This is a genomic window from Halomonas sp. BDJS001, assembly GCF_026104355.1.
Taxonomy (GTDB): Bacteria; Pseudomonadota; Gammaproteobacteria; order Pseudomonadales; family Halomonadaceae; genus Vreelandella.
On the sequence record NZ_CP110535.1, the window covers coordinates 1125498 to 1145478 of the forward strand.

At 55.5% G+C, this 19981-nt stretch carries 18 protein-coding genes; 10 read left to right on the forward strand and 8 right to left on the reverse strand.

Annotation, left to right across the window (positions count from 1 at the left end):
• The first annotated feature begins 36 nt into the window (after positions 1-36).
• Positions 37-1482, forward strand: coding sequence for a hypothetical protein (locus OM794_RS05160; RefSeq protein ID WP_226248270.1), 1446 nt, complete (start codon positions 37-39; stop codon positions 1480-1482).
• 164 nt (positions 1483-1646) lie between these two features.
• A complete protein-coding gene (locus OM794_RS05165; protein ID WP_226248272.1) occupies positions 1647-2336 on the forward strand; it encodes a CBS domain-containing protein in 690 nt (229 codons plus the stop codon).
• Between the two features lie 44 nt (positions 2337-2380).
• Here OM794_RS05165 and OM794_RS05170 read toward each other — a convergent pair whose 3' ends face one another.
• Complete coding sequence (locus OM794_RS05170) at positions 2381-3505, reverse strand: aminotransferase class V-fold PLP-dependent enzyme (protein ID WP_226248274.1); 1125 nt, start codon at positions 3503-3505, stop codon at positions 2381-2383.
• 253 nt (positions 3506-3758) lie between these two features.
• Between OM794_RS05170 and OM794_RS05175 the strand changes: the two genes are divergently transcribed.
• The 4 genes from OM794_RS05175 to OM794_RS05190 all read left to right on the forward strand — a co-directional run bounded on the left by OM794_RS05175 (position 3759) and on the right by OM794_RS05190 (position 7972).
• Entirely contained in the window at positions 3759-4538 is a 780-nt protein-coding gene (locus OM794_RS05175) for a ThuA domain-containing protein (RefSeq protein WP_226248276.1), read from the forward strand.
• Positions 4535-5584 carry a Gfo/Idh/MocA family protein gene (locus OM794_RS05180; protein WP_226248279.1) on the forward strand — a complete coding sequence of 350 codons (1050 nt, stop codon included), beginning with the start codon at positions 4535-4537 and terminating at the stop codon, positions 5582-5584. The genes OM794_RS05175 and OM794_RS05180 overlap by 4 nt, the downstream gene beginning before the upstream one ends.
• A gap of 85 nt (positions 5585-5669) precedes the next feature.
• Positions 5670-6911, forward strand: coding sequence for an ABC transporter substrate-binding protein (locus OM794_RS05185; RefSeq protein WP_226248754.1), 1242 nt, complete (start codon positions 5670-5672; stop codon positions 6909-6911).
• A 71-nt stretch (positions 6912-6982) separates the two neighbouring features.
• The gene (locus OM794_RS05190; RefSeq protein ID WP_226248281.1) at positions 6983-7972 is read left to right on the forward strand and encodes a LacI family DNA-binding transcriptional regulator; all 990 of its coding nucleotides are present in this window, start codon (positions 6983-6985) and stop codon (positions 7970-7972) included.
• Here OM794_RS05190 and cdd read toward each other — a convergent pair whose 3' ends face one another.
• The 7 genes from cdd to OM794_RS05225 form a co-directional block, all read right to left on the reverse strand.
• Entirely contained in the window at positions 7973-8392 is a 420-nt protein-coding gene (gene cdd / locus OM794_RS05195; protein WP_226248283.1) for a cytidine deaminase, read from the reverse strand.
• A gap of 12 nt (positions 8393-8404) precedes the next feature.
• Positions 8405-9130, reverse strand: a complete 726-nt coding sequence (gene deoD, locus OM794_RS05200) for a purine-nucleoside phosphorylase (RefSeq protein WP_226248286.1) — start codon at positions 9128-9130, stop codon at positions 8405-8407.
• Positions 9131-9159: 29 nt separating this feature from the next.
• Positions 9160-10419 carry a phosphopentomutase gene (locus tag OM794_RS05205; protein WP_226248288.1) on the reverse strand — a complete coding sequence of 420 codons (1260 nt, stop codon included), beginning with the start codon at positions 10417-10419 and terminating at the stop codon, positions 9160-9162.
• On the reverse strand, positions 10416-11771 hold the full coding sequence (deoA, locus tag OM794_RS05210; RefSeq protein ID WP_226248291.1) for a thymidine phosphorylase: 1356 nt from the start codon (positions 11769-11771) through the stop codon (positions 10416-10418). Before deoA ends, OM794_RS05205 begins: the two co-directional genes overlap by 4 nt.
• Complete coding sequence (gene deoC / locus OM794_RS05215; protein WP_226248293.1) at positions 11771-12565, reverse strand: deoxyribose-phosphate aldolase; 795 nt, start codon at positions 12563-12565, stop codon at positions 11771-11773. Before deoC ends, deoA begins: the two co-directional genes overlap by 1 nt.
• Before the next feature lie 84 nt (positions 12566-12649).
• The gene (locus tag OM794_RS05220; RefSeq protein ID WP_226248296.1) at positions 12650-13933 is read right to left on the reverse strand and encodes a NupC/NupG family nucleoside CNT transporter; all 1284 of its coding nucleotides are present in this window, start codon (positions 13931-13933) and stop codon (positions 12650-12652) included.
• Positions 13934-14101: 168 nt separating this feature from the next.
• On the reverse strand, positions 14102-14947 hold the full coding sequence (locus OM794_RS05225; RefSeq protein ID WP_226248299.1) for an outer membrane protein OmpK: 846 nt from the start codon (positions 14945-14947) through the stop codon (positions 14102-14104).
• A gap of 378 nt (positions 14948-15325) precedes the next feature.
• Here OM794_RS05225 and OM794_RS05230 point away from each other — a divergent pair, with 378 nt between their 5' ends.
• From OM794_RS05230 to cyoC, 4 genes are all read left to right on the forward strand, one after another.
• A complete protein-coding gene (locus tag OM794_RS05230) occupies positions 15326-16096 on the forward strand; it encodes a DeoR/GlpR family DNA-binding transcription regulator (protein ID WP_088700932.1) in 771 nt (256 codons plus the stop codon).
• 240 nt (positions 16097-16336) lie between these two features.
• The gene (cyoA, locus tag OM794_RS05235) at positions 16337-17362 is read left to right on the forward strand and encodes a ubiquinol oxidase subunit II (protein ID WP_226248302.1); all 1026 of its coding nucleotides are present in this window, start codon (positions 16337-16339) and stop codon (positions 17360-17362) included.
• 3 nt (positions 17363-17365) lie between these two features.
• Complete coding sequence (cyoB, locus tag OM794_RS05240; protein ID WP_088700934.1) at positions 17366-19360, forward strand: cytochrome o ubiquinol oxidase subunit I; 1995 nt, start codon at positions 17366-17368, stop codon at positions 19358-19360.
• A complete protein-coding gene (gene cyoC, locus OM794_RS05245; protein ID WP_088700935.1) occupies positions 19360-19980 on the forward strand; it encodes a cytochrome o ubiquinol oxidase subunit III in 621 nt (206 codons plus the stop codon). Before cyoB ends, cyoC begins: the two co-directional genes overlap by 1 nt.
• The last annotated feature ends 1 nt before the right edge of the window (position 19981 follow it).

Sequence of the window (19981 nt, forward strand, 5' to 3'; positions counted from 1 at the left end):
TCATCACGTTAGGCAAAGGAGTAGGAGATTGATGAGTTGATCAACGTTGAGCGTAAAAACAGCTTTCAGCTACGTCTTATCCGGCGGCTCAAGGAAGAGACATCGCATAACCTCGACGTCTATCTTTTTGTGCCTGGCGAGCTTGGCTTAAGCACACAGCTTATCTCAGAAGAAGCCTTTTATCATGCGGCTATCAATGTCTCACGCACCTACTACAGTGACGAGTATCTCCTACCCTTGGTGCACAGTCGATTGGCCAGTCGAAACCGTCTTGGCAGCGAGTCGTACCGGTTAAGCCTAAGCCTCTATGCTTACCAATACGTGGAAGCGATGGAGCGCACTACTCGCTCAATGCTAGTGAGTGCCAATAAGCTGCGTCACGCTCGCCAAGAGGAGCGGGATGAGAGCAGTGAAGCACAAGAGAGTGCCGACGCCCTGCGTGATCAACTGCATGAAATGATCGACTTAAGCGACGGTATTCTCAATCGGCTACGACGCCATAAGCCCGATGATGAAAGCTTCAATAAGTACTTTGCCAATATCGATAACTACCTCTCTTGGTTTACCGAACAGCAGTTGCTGGCGTTGATCGCTCATATGCCCCGAGGGGGAGAGTTTACCGATATTCGCCGCCGTTTCATCAGCGTCTGCCATCGTGAGGATGAGCATCGCCGGGAACAGCAGTACAACGCTGAGCGGGTCATGGCAGACCCTACGCGCATGTCGAATAAAATGCGCCTGCTGCGACGCTTGATCGAGCACCCAATTACGCTGAAGCAAGAGGCCTTGGAGTTGGGCGGCGGCGAGCAAAAAGCGGTCAAAGCGCTTGCCACCGCCGTGGTGATGGCCTTTGTATCGTTGGGCGTGCTGCAGTTGCGTAGCGCCTTGGGCGATATCACGGCGCTGTTTGTGCTAGCCATGGCACTGCTCTATGCCATGCGTGAGGTCTTTAAGGATGATTTGCGCAATACTCTGTGGCGCTGGCTGCGTAAAGGGCGCCCCAAATGGCGTCGCCAGTATTTAGACCCTACGCGCAATGCCGTGGTGGGGCGTCAATTGGAGTGGTTCGATTATAAGCGCTTTGCTTCATTGGCCGCTGATATCCAAAAGATGCGACGCCGCACGGTCGCTCAACGTGAAGAAGTGGTGCTTCACTACCGTTCAAGTTCACGTATGTCCCCCACGCGCTTTTTAAGCGGCTACGAGCATACCCGCGAAACCCTCAATCTGGATATCTCCATGCTCACCCGGCTCATGAGTAAGGGCAAACATCATATCTACCGCCTGAAGGATGGCCAGGCAGTGCGGGAGGGTGTCGAGCGCCGCCATCTGTTCAACCTGGTGATTCGGGAAACAGGCAGCGAAGATACGCCCTATCTCGCTCGTTGGAAGGTCGTCGTGAGCCGCTCGGGCATTGTCGATGTGGAGAAAGTCGAAGAGAGCAGTGGCATGCAGCAGAAGAAAGAAAACAGTGAGGCATAAATAAGCCCCCATAAACTGCGCTAGATCAACACCGCCTCAATGTGTTCCTTCCAGCATAGGCAAATTGCTCGCAGCGAACTAGGCTCAAAGAACAAGCAGGACAACCTGCATCTGCGAATCAGTCTTTAAAATACGTATTAAAGGCTGACGCAAGGAGGAGAGCCATGCAAGCTATCGATATTATGACGCCTAACGTGGTCAGCGTGGGCCCTGATACAGAAGTGCGCGACATTGCCCAACTGCTGCTCAAGCACCGGATCAGTGCCGTGCCTGTAGTTGATGAGGATCGCCAACTGGTTGGCATTGTCAGCGAAGGCGATTTAATGCGTCGGATAAAAGATGAGGGTGACCACCGCGACGCCTGGTGGTTAACGCTATTTGCTGGTGGCAAGGATGCGGGTGACTATGTGAAGTCCCACGGTCGAAAAGCCCATGAAGTCATGACGGCCAACCCGCTGTCAGTAGCGGAAAATACGCCGCTGCACACCATTGCGCGTATGTTGGAAAAACACCATATCAAACGGGTGCCTGTGCTGCGTGAAGGCAAACTGGTGGGCATTGTCAGCCGCGCTAACCTGCTACAAGGGATTGCCAATGCCGCGGTAGCGCCGACCCAATCACCCACGGATGATCGGCAGATTCGTGAGGCCATTCTCAAAGAGGTTGAGAATAATACCGGTGTACAGGTCGAAGGCATTAGCGTGATTGTGGATGGCGGTGCGGTAGAGGTTTGGGGGCTGGTCGAATCCCATGAGCAGAAGCAGGCGGTATCAGTGGCAGCAGAAAACGTGCCAGGGGTTACGAAAGTTGAAAACCACCTGGGTATGATACCGCGGGGCGTGGGGTATATGTAACCTTAGCCCGCTATTCTTATAGCGGGCTACTCCTTCCTGACTCTTTAAACCACTGACTTAATCGCCTGCTCCAGGCTGTTGACGCTGCGCTCTGTGTGGTGGAGCTTATCGAGTCCAAACAGGCCAATGCGGAAGGTTTGGAAGTTATCACCCTCATCGCACATTAGCGGTACGCCGCCTGCCACCTGAACGCCCGCCTGGGCAAGCTTGCCCACCAAGCCGCTATCGTCGCTGTAGCACACCACCACGCCTGGGGCTTCAAAGCCTTCCGCGGCAACGCTGACAAAACCGTGGCGTTTAAGCATCGCGCGGACTTCCCGACCAATCGCCTGCTGCTCCTGTTTTACTTTGGCAAAGCCGTAGGCGCGGGTCTCCTGCATGATATCCCGTAATTGTCTCAGCGCATCGGTAGGCATCGTGGCGTGGTAGGCGTGCCCGCCATTTTCGTAGGCCTGCATGATGCTGTGCCACTTGCCTAAATCGCAGGCAAAGCTGTTGCTCTGGGTCTCGCTCAAACGCTGGGTAGCACGCTCTGAGAGCATCACCATAGCGCAGCAGGGTGAGCCGCTCCAGCCTTTCTGCGGGGCGCTGACCACTACATCAATGCCTAGCGCCTGCATATCCACCCACAGGGTGCCCGCAGCAATAGCGTCCAGCACAAACAGACCACCTACTTCATGGGTTGCTTCGGCAAGCGCCTGAATATAGTCGTCCGGAAGCAGCAAACCAGCGGAGGTCTCCACTTGTGGGGCAAACACGACGGCAGGTTTCTCGCTACGAATTTGCGCCACGGCCTCATGAATGGGCACTGGCTGAAAAGGTGAGTGCGGGTCATCGGCATTCAGACGCCGTGCTTTAAGCACCGTGTGCTGTTGGGTTAAACGCCCCATCTCAATAATTTGCGTCCAGCGGTAGCTGAACCAGCCATTGCGAATGACCAGGGTTTTCTGTTCAACGGCAAACTGGCGCGCTACTGCTTCCATACCAAAGGTACCGCTCCCCGGTACGATGACCGCAGCGTGGGCGTGATACACCTCCTTTAGCGTGGCGGAAATGTCCCGCATTACACCTTGAAACTGCTGTGACATATGGTTCAGCGAACGGTCGGTATAGACCACTGAGTACTCAAGCAGGCCGTCGGGGTCGACGTTGGGTAGCAAACCAGCCATGGCATTCTCCTGGTGTTAGAAACAGCTAGTGAAACACATGCTTTAGCGGCGCTAAAGCGGGTGGGAACACATCAGAATACGGATAACCAGGGCGCTATGCCAATAGCGTTAGCTAACAGAGTGCTCTCTTTAGCGCGACTAAAGTTGCAGATAAGTAAACGTTTACGTAGTTGTGGTAAACGTTTACCTTGGCGGTTGAGAGCGACATAAAACGTCATTTAGACGCGATTGCCAGTCTGGCTGAGGAGAAAAGATGACCATTAACGTCACAGTGTGGGGGGAGAACGTCCACGAACAAACCAATGAAGTCGTGGCACGCATTTATCCTGATGGCATGCATCACTGCATCGCCGAAGGTCTCAACGAAGCGGCAGAGATCAACGCCACCGCGGTTACCTTGCAAGACCCCGAGCAAGGGCTAAGTGAAGCAACCCTTGAGAATACCGATGTGCTGCTGTGGTGGGGCCACGCAGCCCACGGCGATGTACTGGAAGAAACGGTTGATCGCGTTCAGAAACGAGTGCTGCAGGGCATGGGGCTGATTGTGCTGCACTCCGGGCACTATGCAAAAATCTTCAAACGCTTGATGGGCACCACCTGCTCGCTCAAGTGGCGGGAAGCAGGGGAGCGCGAACGGCTATGGGTGGTGAATCCTGGGCACCCTATCGTGCAGGGGCTGGGCGACTATATAGAACTGCCGCATACAGAAATGTACGGCGAGCCGTTTGCGGTGCCCAACCCCGATGAAGTGATATTTATCAGTGCTTTTGAAGGTGGAGAGGTATTTCGTTCAGGGCTGACCTATAAGCGCGGCAACGGCAAGATTTTCTACTTCCGCCCTGGCCACGAAACCTACCCAATCTACTATGACGCCCAAGTTAAAACGGTGCTGAAGAACGCGGTGAATTGGGCGCGCCCGGAAGGCTCCCGATGGATCGACAGTTGCCCTAATGTTCCTGCCGATCAGGCGCCCAACCCGGTGGAGATCAAAGGGGAAAGCCTGCATAAACCCGGTGAGGAGGGTTTCAAATGATCCGTTTGGCGATTATTGGCGCGGGCAGTATGGCGGGTGAACACGCCAAGCACTTTAGCCGGATCGAGGGAGTGGAAGTGGTGGCGGTGTGTGATATGGATTTAGTCAAGGCCCGAGACTTTGCGGGGCGTTTTGGTATCGCCGATGCGTATGACGACCTGGAGGCTATGCTGGCGCGGGAGGATATCCAAGCCGTTAGCAACGTCACACCAGATGGTGTTCATAAGCGCACGTCACTGGCCGTGATTGCCGCCGGCAAACACATTTTGTGTGAAAAACCGCTGGCGACGAATGCCGACGATGCCCATGCAATGGCCCAGGCGGCCGAGGCTGCCAACGTCATCAATATGGTCAACTTTAGCTATCGTGATGCACCGGCCATTCAGCACGCCCGTGCACTGATTACCGCTGGGGCGATTGGGCAAGTCCGTCACGTGGATGCCAGCTACCGGCAGAGTTGGCTGGTCAGCAATGCCTGGGGACGTTGGGATCAGGATAGCCAGTGGCTTTGGCGGCTCTCTGAAGCCCACGGCAGTAAAGGCGTGCTAGGGGATGTGGGTGTCCATATTGTCGATTTCGCCAGCTTTCCCGTTGGCGATATTACCCGCGTTAACTGCGAACTGACCTGCTTCGAGAAAGCCCCGGATAACCGCATCGGTGACTATCTGCTGGATGCCAACGATACCGCGCTAATGCGGGTAACCTTTGCCAATGGAGCCAAGGGCACCCTTCAAGCTACCCGCTGGGCGACTGGGCACCACAACTCGCTAACCCTGAGCGTACACGGCGATAAGGGCGCTATTCGGGTCGATCTGGATACATCATTAGACGAGGTGCAGGTTTGCCTGGATGACAATGTTCACCCCGCCCGCTGGAGCACGGTCAAGGCTCCGTCCACGCCGAATATCTATCAGCGTTTCATAGAAAGCATCCGCAGTGGTGAAAACGACCAGCCGGACTTTGCCCGCGGCGCGGCGATCCAAACCGTTCTTGATGCCTGTGTTATCTCCAGTCAGGAGGATCGCAGCTTGGCCATTATCCGCTAAAACAATTGATACAACGCTCTAACCACCTACCAATAACAAATAGAGGTGAATTGCCATGTTCCACACCCCACGTAAAGCGCTATGTATGTTAGCGGGCCTGACCTTGCTGCCTTTCGCGCTACCTGCTGATGCCGTCGAGATTACTATTGCCTGTGGTGATGGCGGTGAGGCAGATTTTTGCCCGGAGCTGGCGCAGCGCTGGGCAGAAGCGAACGGTCATCAGGTTAATATTGTAACCACGCCGCCGTCGCCCACTGAAAAGCTCTCGCTGTACCAACAGCTGTTAGGCAGCCACTCGCAAGATGTCGATGTGCTAATGGTTGATATCGTCTGGCCAGGCTTATTAGCCGAGCACTTGGTCGATTTAAATGAGTACCTGCCAGACAGTGCCACCGAAGGATTTATTCCCTCTTTAATGGCGAATAATACCGTGCAGGGAAAATTGGTGGCACTGCCATGGTTTACCGACGCGGGGTTACTTTACTACCGGCACGATTTATTAGACAAATACGACGCCGCAGTGCCGCAAACCTGGCGATCACTGACCGACACCGCACGACAGATTCAAACCGCTGAGCGTGAGGCTGGCAATCAGCGAATGCACGGGTTTGTATTTCAGGGGCGGGCCTATGAAGGCTTGACCACCAATGCTTTAGAGTGGGTAGCGAGCTACGGCGGCGGTACCTTTATCGATGAAAAGGGGCAGGTGACGGTTAATAATGTCAATGCAGTCAACGCATTAACCCTGGCCGCATCGTGGATCGGTGATATTAGCCCCGAAGGCGTGCGTAACTATATGGAAGAGGAAGCCCGAGGCGTCTTCCAGGCAGGAAATGCAGTTTTTATGCGCAACTGGCCTTATGCATGGTCGCTAGGGCAAGCCGATGGCACACCGATTCAGGGCAAGTTTGCGGTGGCGCCGCTACCCAGTGGGCCTGATGGGCAGTCTGTCGCGACGCTTGGTGGCTGGAACTGGGCTGTTTCGCGCTACTCAGAACACCCAGCAATTGCTGCTGATCTAGCCGCCTATTTAAGTGCTGCAGAGCAACAGAAATCCCATGCGATTATGTATGGGCGTAATCCTACTCGGCCTGCCTTGTATGAAGACGACGATGTCTTGGCCGCTCAGCCCTTTATTGGCGAGCTTTATCAGACCGTAATGAATGGCGTGCCGCGCCCGGCCAGCATCACCGGAGATGCCTACCCTCGGGTATCCAATGCTATTTTTAACCGCGTGCACGAAGTCCTTTCTGGTGACGTTGAGCCCAGCCAGGCATTACAGCAGTTGGAAAGCGAGCTTGTCCGTTTAGGGCGTCGTGGCTGGTAGTCTGTCGCAACGCCGGGCGTTTTCGGCACACTGGACGCTTTCCAGGTGAGAGACAGGGCGAGAAACAGTCGGTGAGAGAGAGCAAACAAAGCGCCCAAACGGCCACCATTCGGGAAATTGCCTGTCGGGCCCAGGTATCGATTGCCTCGGTCAGCCGGGCATTGAACGGCAAGCCGGGGCTTAGCGACGCCCTGCGTGAGAAGATTTTGGCGATTAGTCGAGAAGTAGCCTACCAGCCCAGCGCCGCGGCTCGTCAGCTAATAAGCGGTAAAATGGCAGTGGTGGGCATCTCGCTCGGCCGTCAGGATATCGAGCTGCGCCCTTACTATATATTGCTCTACCAGCATCTTACCGTGGCCCTTCATCAGCAGGGTATGGTGCCGGTGTTCTTTAATCACCAGCAAACCGCCGAATTACCCGCACGCGCGGGGGCTGCTATTTTGCTTGGTGAAGCCCCAGACGATGAGCGTCCGGCACTGCTCAAAGCCGCTGCTATTCCTTTTGTGCGCATAGGTGACGCCGGGGAAGGCTTTTCCGTCGCTCCGGACGATCGGCAGGGGCTGTATGAGATGACCCACCACCTCATTACCCAGGGGCGCAGACGGCTTGCCTTTATGGGCGGTGAGTTAGAGGTGCCGCGTCCCCATAGCCGTTTGGAGGGCTACCGGCGGGCGTTGGCAGAGGCTGGGCTTGCCGAACGTTTGATCAGCCTACCGCACCGCTTGGCGTCAGACTCCCTTAACAGCTATCGCTATTTAAATCGCTATTTAGATCAAGAGGGTGCCCAACCACTGCCTTTTGATGCACTGGTGTGCGCCACCGACGAACTAGCGTTGGGTTGTGTGGCCGCGCTGGAAGACCGCGGGATCGAGGTGCCTGTTCAGGTCGCGGTGACAGGCTTTGATGACCTGCCCACCCTTGCTACTGGGCTCACCACTGTACGGCAGGATATTGCCGAGATAGCGGCGACGAGCATGGCACTACTGGCGGAAGCAAGGGCGGGAGAAGCGCCCCGGCACGTATCGTTGCCGGTGGCGCTGGTGGTGCGCGAAACTGGGTAGTTAACGCGGTGGCAGTTGCTCAGGCCCAAAACCGTCGGGTAGCAGGGCTTCCATGGTGTAGGTTTTCAGCAGTTCACCGCTGCCGGAGAGCACCTTGATTTGTGTTTCTGGCGTGGCGAACTCGCGGATGCGCTGGCGGCAGTCGCCACAGGGCGTGCACAGGTGATCGCCCGGGCCCATGACGTAGACGGTGGCCAACTGGCGTTGCCCGGCGGTTACCATGGCGGAAATGGCCGAGGCTTCGGCACACAGGCCTTTGTAGTGGGCCACTTCTACGTTAGTACCCGCAAACTGCTGGCCATCCGGCGTCACCATGACTGATGCCACCGGGTGTGCTGAGTAGGGCACATAGGCGTTAGCCCGGGCGCTGAATAACTGCTCAACAATCTCTGCTGATACTTCATCTGTTTGCTGACTCATCACACCCTCCTTTTAAGCGCGGGCTGCGTCGTCGCGTAACACGGTGTCCAAAGCAATCAACATCATGTCGTCAAAGGTCGTTTGACGGTCAGCGCTTGAGAGCGAATCGCCTTTCAGGATGTGATCCGATACGGTGCAGATGGTCATGGCGCGGGCGCCAAACTCGGCGGCGACGCCGTAAAGGCCAGCAGCTTCCATCTCTACACCCACAATGCCGTAACGCTTAAGCATTTCAGCCATCTCAGTTTGCGGGTTGTAGAACAAGTCTGCCGAGAAGATGTTGCCAACTTTGACTGGCACGTTTTTGGCCTTGGCGGCAGCCACGGCGTGCTGGGTCAGCTCAAAATCCGCAATGGCGGCGAAGTCGTGGTCGTTAAAGCGCATGCGGTTAACTTTTGAATCGGTGCTCGCGCCCATGCCGATCACCACATCACGCACATTGACGTCGTCGCGCACCGCGCCGCAGGAACCCACGCGAATCAGCGATTTAACGCCGTAGTCGGTGATTAGCTCTTTGGCATAGATAGAGACCGACGGAATGCCCATGCCGTGGCCCATTACCGAAATCTCGCGGCCTTGATAGGTGCCGGTATAGCCGAACATATTGCGCACGTCGTTGACCTGGCGAACGTTCTCCAGGTAGGTGTCGGCGATGTACTTGGCGCGCAGCGGGTCGCCGGGCATCAGGACGGTATCGGCGAAATCACCGGGGGCAGCGTTAATATGCGGGGTAGCCATCAAAGTTCTCCTTTAAACAGCGCTAGCCTTTAAGCGGCGTCGGGTAGAAAGCTTTTGCCATCGGCCATGGCCGGTAGCAGGAAAAAGTCGGCCAGGGTTTGGCCAATATCGGCAAAGGTGCCGCGCTCCCCCAGCGGGCCGGGGGTGAAGCCGGGGCCTTGTACCAGAATGGGGATGTACTCGCGGGTGTGCTCGGTGCCGTGCCAGCTTGGGTCACAGCCGTGATCGGCGGTGAGAATCAGCAGGTCATCTTCGTTTAGCGCAGCCAGGAGCTTAGGCAGCTTGGCGTCGAAATCTTCCAGCGCTGCGGCATAGCCCGGCACGTCCCGGCGGTGGCCGTAGACTGAGTCAAAATCGACAAAGTTGGTCATGATCATGGCGCGCTCGCCCTTATTTTTCTTGTCAAAGCCGCGCTGGCTGGTGCGCTCGATCTCGTTGAGGGTGGCGTCCATCAGTGCATCGTGGCCGCTGGCTTTTACCTTGTGTGTAATGCCGCAGTGGGCGTAGATATCGGCAATTTTACCAATCGAGACCACTTCGCCACCGGCATCGGCAAGCTTCTGCAGCACCGTAGGCGAGGGCGGCTCTACGCTGTAGTCGCGACGGTTGCCGGTGCGGGCGAACGTTTTGCTGTCTTCGCCGATAAACGGACGCGCAATGACGCGGCCAATGTTGTAAGGCTCCAGCAGCTCGCGGACGGTTTCGCAAAGCTTATAAAGGCGTTCAAGGCCGAAATGCTCTTCGTGGGCGGCAATCTGAAACACTGAATCTGCCGAGGTGTAAACAATCGGCTTGCCGGTGGCAATGTGCTCTTCACCCAGGCGGGCGATGATCTCGGTGCCCGAGGCATGGCAGTTGCCAATGACCCCAGTGAGGTCGGCTTCTTGCACGATGGCGTCGAGCAGCTCGAGGGGGAAGCTGTCGGTTTTATCCAGAAAGTAGCCCCAGTCAAAGCGTACCGGGACACCGGCAATTTCCCAGTGACCGGAGGGGGTATCTTTACCGCTGGAAATTTCTTTGGCGTGGGCGTAAGCACCTTCCAGACTTTCCGGCAGCGTGACGCCTTCGGCAACGTTGCCCGTGGCATCGCGGTGGGCGTGAAATAGCCCCAGCTTGGCCATGTTGGGCAGCTTGAGTGGGCCTGAACGGTTGGCGGTATCCGCCTCGCCGCGAGCGCAAGCGGCAGCGATATGACCCAGGGTGTCGGAGCCTTCATCACCGAAGGTAGCGGCATCCGGGGCGGCGCCAATGCCAAAGGAGTCAAGTACCAGTACAATCGCGCGGCTCATAAGGCTTCTCCACGGAAAGTGTCTTGTAGCAGGGTGTTGGCGCTGGCGGTACCTTCGCCAATGGTAAATGCGGCGCGCAGTTGCTCAGCGGCGCGCTCGGCGGCGGCTTCACTGCGGGCGTGCACCATGGCAATGGGGCGCTGGCTATCCACACGCTCACCGATTTCGACGATAGCCGTAAAGCCGACGCTGTGGTCGACGCTGGCGTCGTTACGCAGGCGACCACCGCCCATTTCCACCACGCTCATACCTACGGCGCGGGTATCAATACGTTGCACAATACCTGCTTGCTCGGCATACACGGGTTTAATCACGTCGGCCTTGGCCAGGTAGTGATCGGAGCGCTCCATAAAGTCGCTGGGGCCGCCAAGTTCACGCACCATGCGGGCGAAGACTTCAGCGGCGGCGCCGGAGGTTAGCGCCTTTTCAAGCTTGGTTAGCGCTTCTTCACGAGAGCCTGCGAGTTTGCCTGCAATCAGCATCTCCACTGCCAGCTCGCGGGTGACTTGCATTACGCGGCTGTTGGGGCGGTCACCGCGCAGCAGGGCTAGGGTCTCGACGATTTCAACGGCGTTACCGGCGCAGGGGGCTAGCGGCTGGCTCATATCGGTGAGCAGGGCGGTGGTGGGTGTTCCCGCTTGGGTGGCGACATTGGCGATGCTTTTGGCCAGCTCGCGGGATTTTTCCGGCGTGGGCATAAAAGCGCCGCTGCCGACTTTTACGTCCATCACCAGCGCATCCAGTCCGGAGGCCAGCTTCTTGCCCAAGATAGAGGCGGTAATCAGCGGAATCGATTCTACCGTTGCGGTCACATCACGCACGCCGTAAATACGTTTATCGGCAGGTGCCAAGTCGCCGGTCTGACCGATAATCGCTACACCGGTGGATTTCACCACCTCGCGGAAACGCTCTGGTGCGGGGTAAGGGTCGTAGCCGGGGATTGATTCAAGCTTATCCAGCGTGCCGCCGGTATGGCCCAGGCCACGCCCGGAGATCATTGGTACAAAGGCACCGCAGGCGGCCACCCAGGGGCCGAGCACCAGCGAGACTAAATCGCCCACGCCGCCAGTGGAGTGTTTGTCTACGATCGGGCCGGGCAGGTTTAAGTCGCTCCACTGCATCACATGACCGGAATCGCGGGTGGCAGTAGTCAGGGCTACGACTTCTTCACGGCTCATGCCGTTGAGGAACACTGCCATGGTAAAGGCGCCAATCTGGGCGTCGCTGATACGGTCATCGGCAATGCCCTGGACAAAGGCTTTGATCTCTTCCGCGGGCAGCTGCTGGTTATCACGCTTTAAGCGAATCAGCTCCTGGGGGAGCAGGGTGTGTTGAGTGGCGTTGGCAGACATTAGTAACCTCCCTCTGTAGTGGCCGCGTTGGTATTGCCGGTCAACGTCGCCAGCAGATTGCCCAGCAGGCTAGAGGCACCAAAGCGGAAGTGCGCGGGCGTCGCCCAGTCTGGGCCCATGATGTCGTTGGCAAGCGCTAAATATTCTGCTGCGTCTTCGGCGGTTTTGACGCCACCCGCCGCTTTGAAGCCGACGTCCTGGCCACTGGCTTTAATCGCCTTGAGCATGATTTCGGCGGCTTCAAGGGTGGCGTTAATGGCCACTTTGCCAGTGGACGTTTTAATAAAATCAGCGCCACCCTCAATAGCGAGTTCGCTGGCGCGTTTAATCAGCGCAGGCTCTTTAAGCTCGCCTGACTCAATGATCACTTTGAGCAGTGCTTGGCCAGCGCAGGCGGCTTTGCACATTTCAATCAGCTCAAGGCCGGTCTCTTCGTCACCGGCCATCAGCGCGCGGTAGGGAAAGACCACATCAACTTCATGGGCGCCAGAGGCAACCGCATCGCGGGTTTCACGGGCGGCGGCCATAATGTCGTCGCCGCCGTTAGGGAAATTGGTGACCGTGGCGATCTTTACCTGCTCATTTAGCTTGTGAGCAGTCAGGGCACGTTGTGCGGTAACAATAAACTGTGGGTACACGCAGACCGCGGCAGGGGTACCAAAAGGCGTTTTTACCTGCTGACAAAGCGCCTCAATGGTGCTGTCTGTGTCGTTGTCATTCAGGCTCGTTAGATCCATGAGGGTGAGTGCTTGGCGGGCGGCTTGGACGATATGGGGGGAGGCGGTCGCAGTCATGGAATTCTCACAAATCAGTAAAAGATAAAAACGGGCACTGCGGATAAAGCCGCAGCGCCCGTCACCTTCAGCAAGCCCGCTGCGTTAAGCAGTGACGTTACTTAGGGCGATAAAGAAGCCAGCAATAGAGGCCGACATCAGATTGGACAGTGTACCGGCCAACACGGCTTTGACACCAAAGCGGGCAATCTCTTTGCGGCGGGTAGGGGCAATGCTACCCAGGCCACCCAGCAGAATCGCAATGGAGGAGAGGTTGGCAAAGCCACACAGCGCAAAAGAGAGGATCGCCATGGTGTGCGGTGTCATCATCTGACCCGTGGCAGCTACCACCTGTTCCCCATCAATGTAAGGCGCTAGGTTGATGTAGGCGACAAACTCGTTGACCACTAATTTTTGACCAATGAATGAGCCAGCCAGCGTGGCCTCTTCCCAGGGTACACCTAATAGGAAGGCCAGCGGGGCAAACAGCCAGCCCAGGATCAGTTCCAGGCTCAGCGAGTCAAAGCCCACCCAGCCGCCAATACCACCCAAAATACCGTTGACCAACGCAATTAGGGCGATAAAGGCCAGCAGCATGGCGCCCACGTTGGCGGCCAGCATTAGGCCCGAGGTAGCGCCCGATGCCGCAGCGTCCAGTACGTTGGCAGGTTTATCTTCCTGGGCTTCAATCTCTTCTTCAACCTTGGAAACGCTGTCGCTGTCGGTAACGTCTTGGGTTTCCGGCATGATCAGCTTGGCAAACAGCAGCCCGCCTGGCGCCGCCATAAAGGAGGCCGCTACCAAATACTCCATGGGAATGCCCAGTGCCGCGTAGCCCGCCAATACTGAACCGGCCACCGATGCTAAGCCACCACACATAACGGCAAACAGCTGCGAAGGCGTCATACGGGCGATAAAGGGACGTACCACCAGCGGTGCTTCGGTCTGGCCGACGAAGATGTTCGCCGTTGCGGAAAGTGATTCAGTCCGTGAGGTGCCCAGGGCTTTTTGCAGGGCGCCACCGAGGATACGAATCACCCACTGCATAATGCCGATGTAGTAGAGCACGGCGATTAGCGAGGAGAAGAAGATAATGACGGGGAGTACTTTGATGGCGAATACAAAGCCGACGTTATCCACATCGGCTAAACCGCCGAATAGAAAGCCGATACCGTCGTTGGCATACACCAAAACTTGGCTAACGCCGGAGGAGATGGTTTGCAGCACCGCTTGGCCAAACGGCACATAGAGGACAAAAGCACCAATTCCCGCTTGAATAGCAAAGGCGCCCAGCACGGTACGTAGCCGGATGGATTTACGGTCGTAGGAGAAAATCAGGGCAATGGCCACCAGAGTGACCATACCCACCAAGCTCATAAGGAGTGTCATAAGGGGATCCTTCGAGTCCTGGAACCTCTGATTAACTATTGCGCTTGCCTATACGGCGTTAAAAATCGCCTCAAAGTGCTCATTTACTGCTAGTAAACTCCGCCTTTTCGTTGATTTTTGCCTTGTCTAGCCTGCGCTCATTACGTTAATCAGAGGCTCCTAAATCGATTAAAGTAAGTTGAGCTTGACGGAGTAGATCATCGCATTCTGATAGTCGTTGGGGGTGCCCAACTTGTTATCAGAGTAGCGATACTGAATGCCAGTGGTGATCAAGTCACTCGGATGCCACCATAGGCTCAGTGCACCGTTGGTGCCTACGCTGCCCGCTGTATCGCCCACGTAGTTCTGCTCCAGATACTCATCATCGCGACCAAAGGTCTGTTCGTGCCAGTTGGTGACGCTGAAGTTCTGGTTGAGCGCGTTGAAATCATAACCCGCGACCCAGCCTGCCATATAGCCGTTCATGCCGGTATAGCTGTTACTCTGCACCCGCGCAGCACCGATAAAGGGCTTGAACCAGAGGCCATTATCGAAGGTAGTGCGGTAACCTAAACCCAGAATCTGATCCTGTTCGCGGCTGTTATAGCCGTAATCGCGGAAGTCATACAGGTGGGCGTAAATCGACAGCGGGCTATCACCCAGGTAAATATGCGAGGTCACTTTGCCCGCAGTGCGGAAGTTGTCTTTACCACCGCTTGACTCATCGAACTGATCGTTGGTGGGGTTCTCGAAATCAAAGAAACCGTAAAACTCACCCCAGCTAAAGCCAGCGCCGCCTTCGATTTCGAGAAACATAAAGTCGCTTTTCGCCGCGTTGGAAGCGGTGCGATCTTCGGTACCGTTTGACCAATCCAGGTAGTTAACCGAAACGTTGGCGAATGACCACAGCCGGTCAAGAGGATGCGGTTGAGCAGCCTCGTCAGCCATTAGCGGCATAGTGAGAATTGCCCCTAATACGCCAGCGCCAAGCGCGATTATAGACGAAGGGGTGCGAGAGAGTGTTCGAGCAGTCATGAGAGCCTCAACAAGGGTTGTCGCGGAGCCATTTGGGTGTGGCTATCCGAGGTTATAGTCGTGCGGGCTGGCGTTAATGTTAAAATTATAACATTCAGTGTTATTTTTCTAACGTTGATTTGCAAGTATTGTCACATCAACGCTATTTAAATGTCATATAACTCTCACGGAGGTCAGGTATAGGCTGGGCGGTTCAAGGGTTGTGGTAGCCGTGGAGATATGGCCGTAGAAACATCCCATGACGATATAGCAGTGGAAATTCCGCCGTTGCTCACGCAGCATAGAAATGAACGCTGACTATTTAGGAAGGCAGCATCGCCAAGACATCGATTCGATATTTACGTTTAGCTTCACACAACAAGAGGGGTTTGCAAGGAGATGCCCACTACCAATGGCCGAAGCGCGCTGCGCCTTGCCAAACTTCAGGAAGCGCTTGCCAGTGGCGGCACTCTGCATCTGCGCGATGCCGCAGAGTTGTGCGATGTTTCAGAAATGACCATCCGCCGCGATCTGACTACCCAGAAGACCGCTATTAGCCTGCTGGGGGGGCGGCTAGTGATGGCAAACTACCCGGGCGTAACCCCTATTTACGACTTAAATGAACAGCAGGCCAGCCACTATCAAGCCAAGCATCGGCTCTGCCAACGTGCCTTAGCTTATATACAAGAGGGCGATACGCTGTTTATTGACTGCGGGTCAACGCTGATGCCGCTGCTCAGCCAGTTAAGTCATTTCCACGAACTGACGGTAGTCACCTATGCGTTAAACGTTGCCAATGCTGTCGCCGCACTCCCCAACGTGCGCTTGGTACTGCTGGGTGGGTTGTTTTATCCTGCTTCGCAGTCATTTGGCAGCGACAATATGGCCGCTGCCATCGAACGGTTGGGTATTAATAAAGCGCTGATATCGGCGGCTGGGGTAGATCTAGAGCGAGGTGTTAGCTGCTTTCACTTTCACGAAGTTGCACCCAAACAGGCAGCCATTGCCACCGCCATGCAGCGGCTGTTGGTGGTGGATGCTAGCAAGTTCGGCGTAGTACGCCCTGCCTATTTCGCTGCTCTGGACGATTTTGATGTGGTGGTTACCGACGAAGAGAAGACACATAGCAGTCAATACCTGGGGTGCGGCAATGCGCCACTTCTTTCGTGATCTAGATCAATAGAAAATACTTTAGTCTTAGCTGCTTAAGTCCTTTAGTGCTTAAGCAGCGCGACTCGTCGCCATTTCCCATTCGGCGACGCATATTTTTCCCGGAGCAGTGACGCTCACAGCTTCATGCAGTGTTCTGAAGAGCATGTTTTGGGAAGAGTATGGGGTGGTAGTTAGCCTGCTATGTTTTTTGTCGCGTGGCTGGCTAGTGTTTTAAACAACCTCTGACGAGATCACACCATGCAACGACGCTCACTTTGGCGCAGGCGAGGCACGCTAGTGCTCCTTGCGCTGTGTCTGTTTCTAGCAGGCTGTAGTTCAGCGCTGCTAGACCCAAAAGGCCAGATTGGCGCTGAGCAGCGCACACTGATTCTCACCGCCTTTGGCCTAATGTTGATTGTGGTTATTCCTGTGATTGTCATGACGCTGCTGTTTGGCTGGCGTTACCGGCGTAGTAATAGCCTGGCTAAATATACGCCTGATTGGGCGCACTCCAATGTGATTGAGGCGGTGGTGTGGCTCGTACCTTGCGCAATTATCGCTGTACTCGCCCTGTTGACCTGGAAGACCTCCCATACCCTTGATCCCCACAAACCGCTAGAAAGCGATGTGGCGCCGATCGAAATACAGGCGGTGGCGCTTGATTGGAAGTGGCTGTTTATCTACCCCGAGCAGGGTATTGCCAGTGTTAACGAAGTGGCCTTTCCGGTGGATACACCGGTGCGCTTCCGGGTCAGCTCAGGCTCAGTGATGAACGCTTTCTTTATCCCCCATCTTGGCAGCCAGATTTATGCCATGGCGGGCATGGATAACGATGTCCATCTGATCGCTGATGAAATTGGTAGCTACCCTGGTCGTTCCACCAACTACAGTGGCGCGGGCTTCTCTGGCATGACTTTTGAAGCCAAGGTGACGACGCCTGCAGATTTTGACGCTTGGGTTGAAACCGTGCGCGGCGCCCCGCAAACGCTGACTTACCCCGAAGGTTATGAGGCGTTGGCTGAGCCCAGCGAATCGAATCCGGTGGAGTACTTCTCGGCGATTTCGCCTTCGCTGTATGAAAGCATCTTGAAAAGTTTCCATACCGGCAGCGAGCACGATATGGGCGGCGGCCACCAGATGGGCAGCGACCATGCTAAGCCACACGATGGCGAAAGCGCTCACGCTACTGATCATGCGGCCGAATCAGGCCATGAAACCAATAACCATGCTAGTCAGGATAATGCCATGCGCAGCCATCCTTCTAGCGTAGAAGCGGGAGGTTAAGTCGTGTTTGGAAAACTCACGTTAGAGTCAATTCCCTACCACGAGCCGATCATCATGGTCGTCGCGGCCTTTATGGCCATTGGTGGGATCGCACTGTTTGGTTTAATCACCTATTACCGTAAGTGGGGCTGGCTGTGGAACGAGTGGTTTACCTCCGTTGACCATAAAAAGCTCGGCATTATGTATTTCATCGTCGCTCTGGTGATGCTGCTGCGTGGCTTCTCGGATGCGATAATGATGCGTACCCAGTTGGCAATGGCCGCCGGGGATGCAGCGGGCTATTTGCCGCCGCACCACTACGATCAGATCTTTACTGCCCACGGCGTGATCATGATCTTCTTTGTCGCCATGCCCATGGTCATCGGCCTGATGAACCTGGTGGTGCCGCTGCAAATTGGTGCCCGCGACGTTGCCTTCCCTTTCCTGAATAACTTAAGTTTTTGGCTGTTTGCGGTCTCCGCAATTCTGGTCAATATTTCGCTGGTAGTGGGGGAATTCGCAGCTACCGGCTGGCTCGCTTACGCGCCGTTATCGGGGATCGAGTTCAGTCCCGGGGTGGGGGTCGATTACTGGATATGGGCGTTGCAGATATCCGGGATAGGTACGACGCTCACCGGTATCAACTTCTTCGTCACCATCATTAAAATGCGCACCAAAGGCATGACCATGTTCCGCATGCCGATCTTCACCTGGACCTCGCTGTGCGCCAACGTGCTGATCATTGCTTCCTTCCCAATTTTGACCGCGACCATCGCACTGCTAACGCTGGATCGCTATTTGGGGATGCACTTCTTTACCAATGATTTTGGCGGCAACATGATGATGTACGTCAACCTCATCTGGGCCTGGGGCCACCCGGAAGTTTATATCCTGATTCTGCCTGCCTTCGGCGTGTTCTCTGAAGTAATTGCTACCTTTGCCCGTAAGCGGCTGTTTGGCTACGCCACTATGGTGTGGGCGACCATTTCGATCACCTTGCTCTCGTTTGTGGTTTGGTTGCACCACTTTTTCACCATGGGGGCGGGCGCCAACGTCAACGCCTTCTTCGGCATTATGACGATGATCATCGCCATCCCCACCGGGGTGAAAGTGTTCAACTGGCTGTTCACCATGTACCGCGGCAGCCTGGAGTTGACGTCGCCGGTGCTGTGGACGCTGGGCTTTATTATCACCTTTACCCTAGGCGGTATGACCGGCGTTATGCTTGCGGTGCCCGCGGCCAACTTTGTGCTGCATAACAGCCTGTTCGTTATTGCGCACTTCCACAACGTCATTATCGGCGGCGTGGTGTTCGGCATGATGGCGGGGCTTACCTACTGGTTCCCCAAAGCGTTCGGCTTCACGCTCAGCGAAAAGTGGGGCAAGCGTTCGTTCTGGTGCTGGTTTATCGGTTTCTACGTCGCCTTTATGCCGCTTTATGTGCTGGCCTTCTTTGGTGCCGTACGCCGCATGCAGTCTTATCCCAACACTGAGTGGCAGCCGTGGATGATTCTGGCCTGGGTTGGTGCGGTGATCATCATGTTGGGCATTGTCTGCACCATTATTCAGTTCTGGGTCAGCATCCGCGACCGCAAGCAAAATGCGGATGTCACTGGTGACCCCTGGGATGGCCGTACCCTGGAGTGGTCAACCTCTTCACCTGCACCGTTCTACAACTTTGCGCGCCTACCGGAAGTGGGTGATATCGATAGCTTCTGGTCGCAAAAACAGCGTAGCAACGAGCAGTTGGAAGAAGCCCCCTACACCGATATCCATATGCCGCGTAATACCGTGGCCGGGCCGGTTATCAGCTTCTTTGCACTGGTCATCGGTTTTGCCCTGGTATGGCATATCTGGTGGTTAGCCGGCGTCGGCGCTGTGGGTGTATTCGTCAGCTTTATGGCGCGTGTGTTTAACGACGATATCGACTACTACGTTCCTGCTGCTGAAGTTGAGCGCATCGAACGTGAGCATCAACTCAAATGTGAACAAAAACTAGGCGTGGAGGCGCAAGCGTAATGTCGACTGATACGCTAAATCATAGCTCGCACCACCCGGTAGAGCACGAAGAAGAGCATCACGATGCCTCGGGCACGAAACTGTTTGGTTTCTGGGTCTACTTAATGAGCGATTTGGTGATCTTCGGGTCACTGTTCGCCACTTACGCTGTGCTGATGAGAGGCACGGCGGGTGGACCAACCGGCGCTGATATCTTTGAATTACCGTTGATTCTTTTCGGTACCTTTGCGCTGCTAATCAGTAGTTTTACCTTCGGCATGGGCGTTTTGGCAATGCATGCCAACCGTGTAGGCCAGGTAAAAGTTTGGCTGATCATTACCTTCCTGCTGGGCTTGTGCTTCCTGGGGATGGAAATCTATGAATTCCAGCACCTGATCCATGAAGGGTACGGTCCGGATCGTAGCGGCTTTTTGTCGGCCTTCTTTACTCTGGTAGGCACCCATGGGTTGCACGTTACGTTCGGCATGATCTGGATTCTGGTGATGCTGGTACAGCTGTCGACCAAAGGGTTGAACGATATGACCCGGCCGAGGATTTTGTGCCTAAGCCTGTTCTGGCACTTCCTCGATATTGTCTGGATCTGTGTCTTCTCATTCGTCTATCTGATGGGAGTGTTGTGAG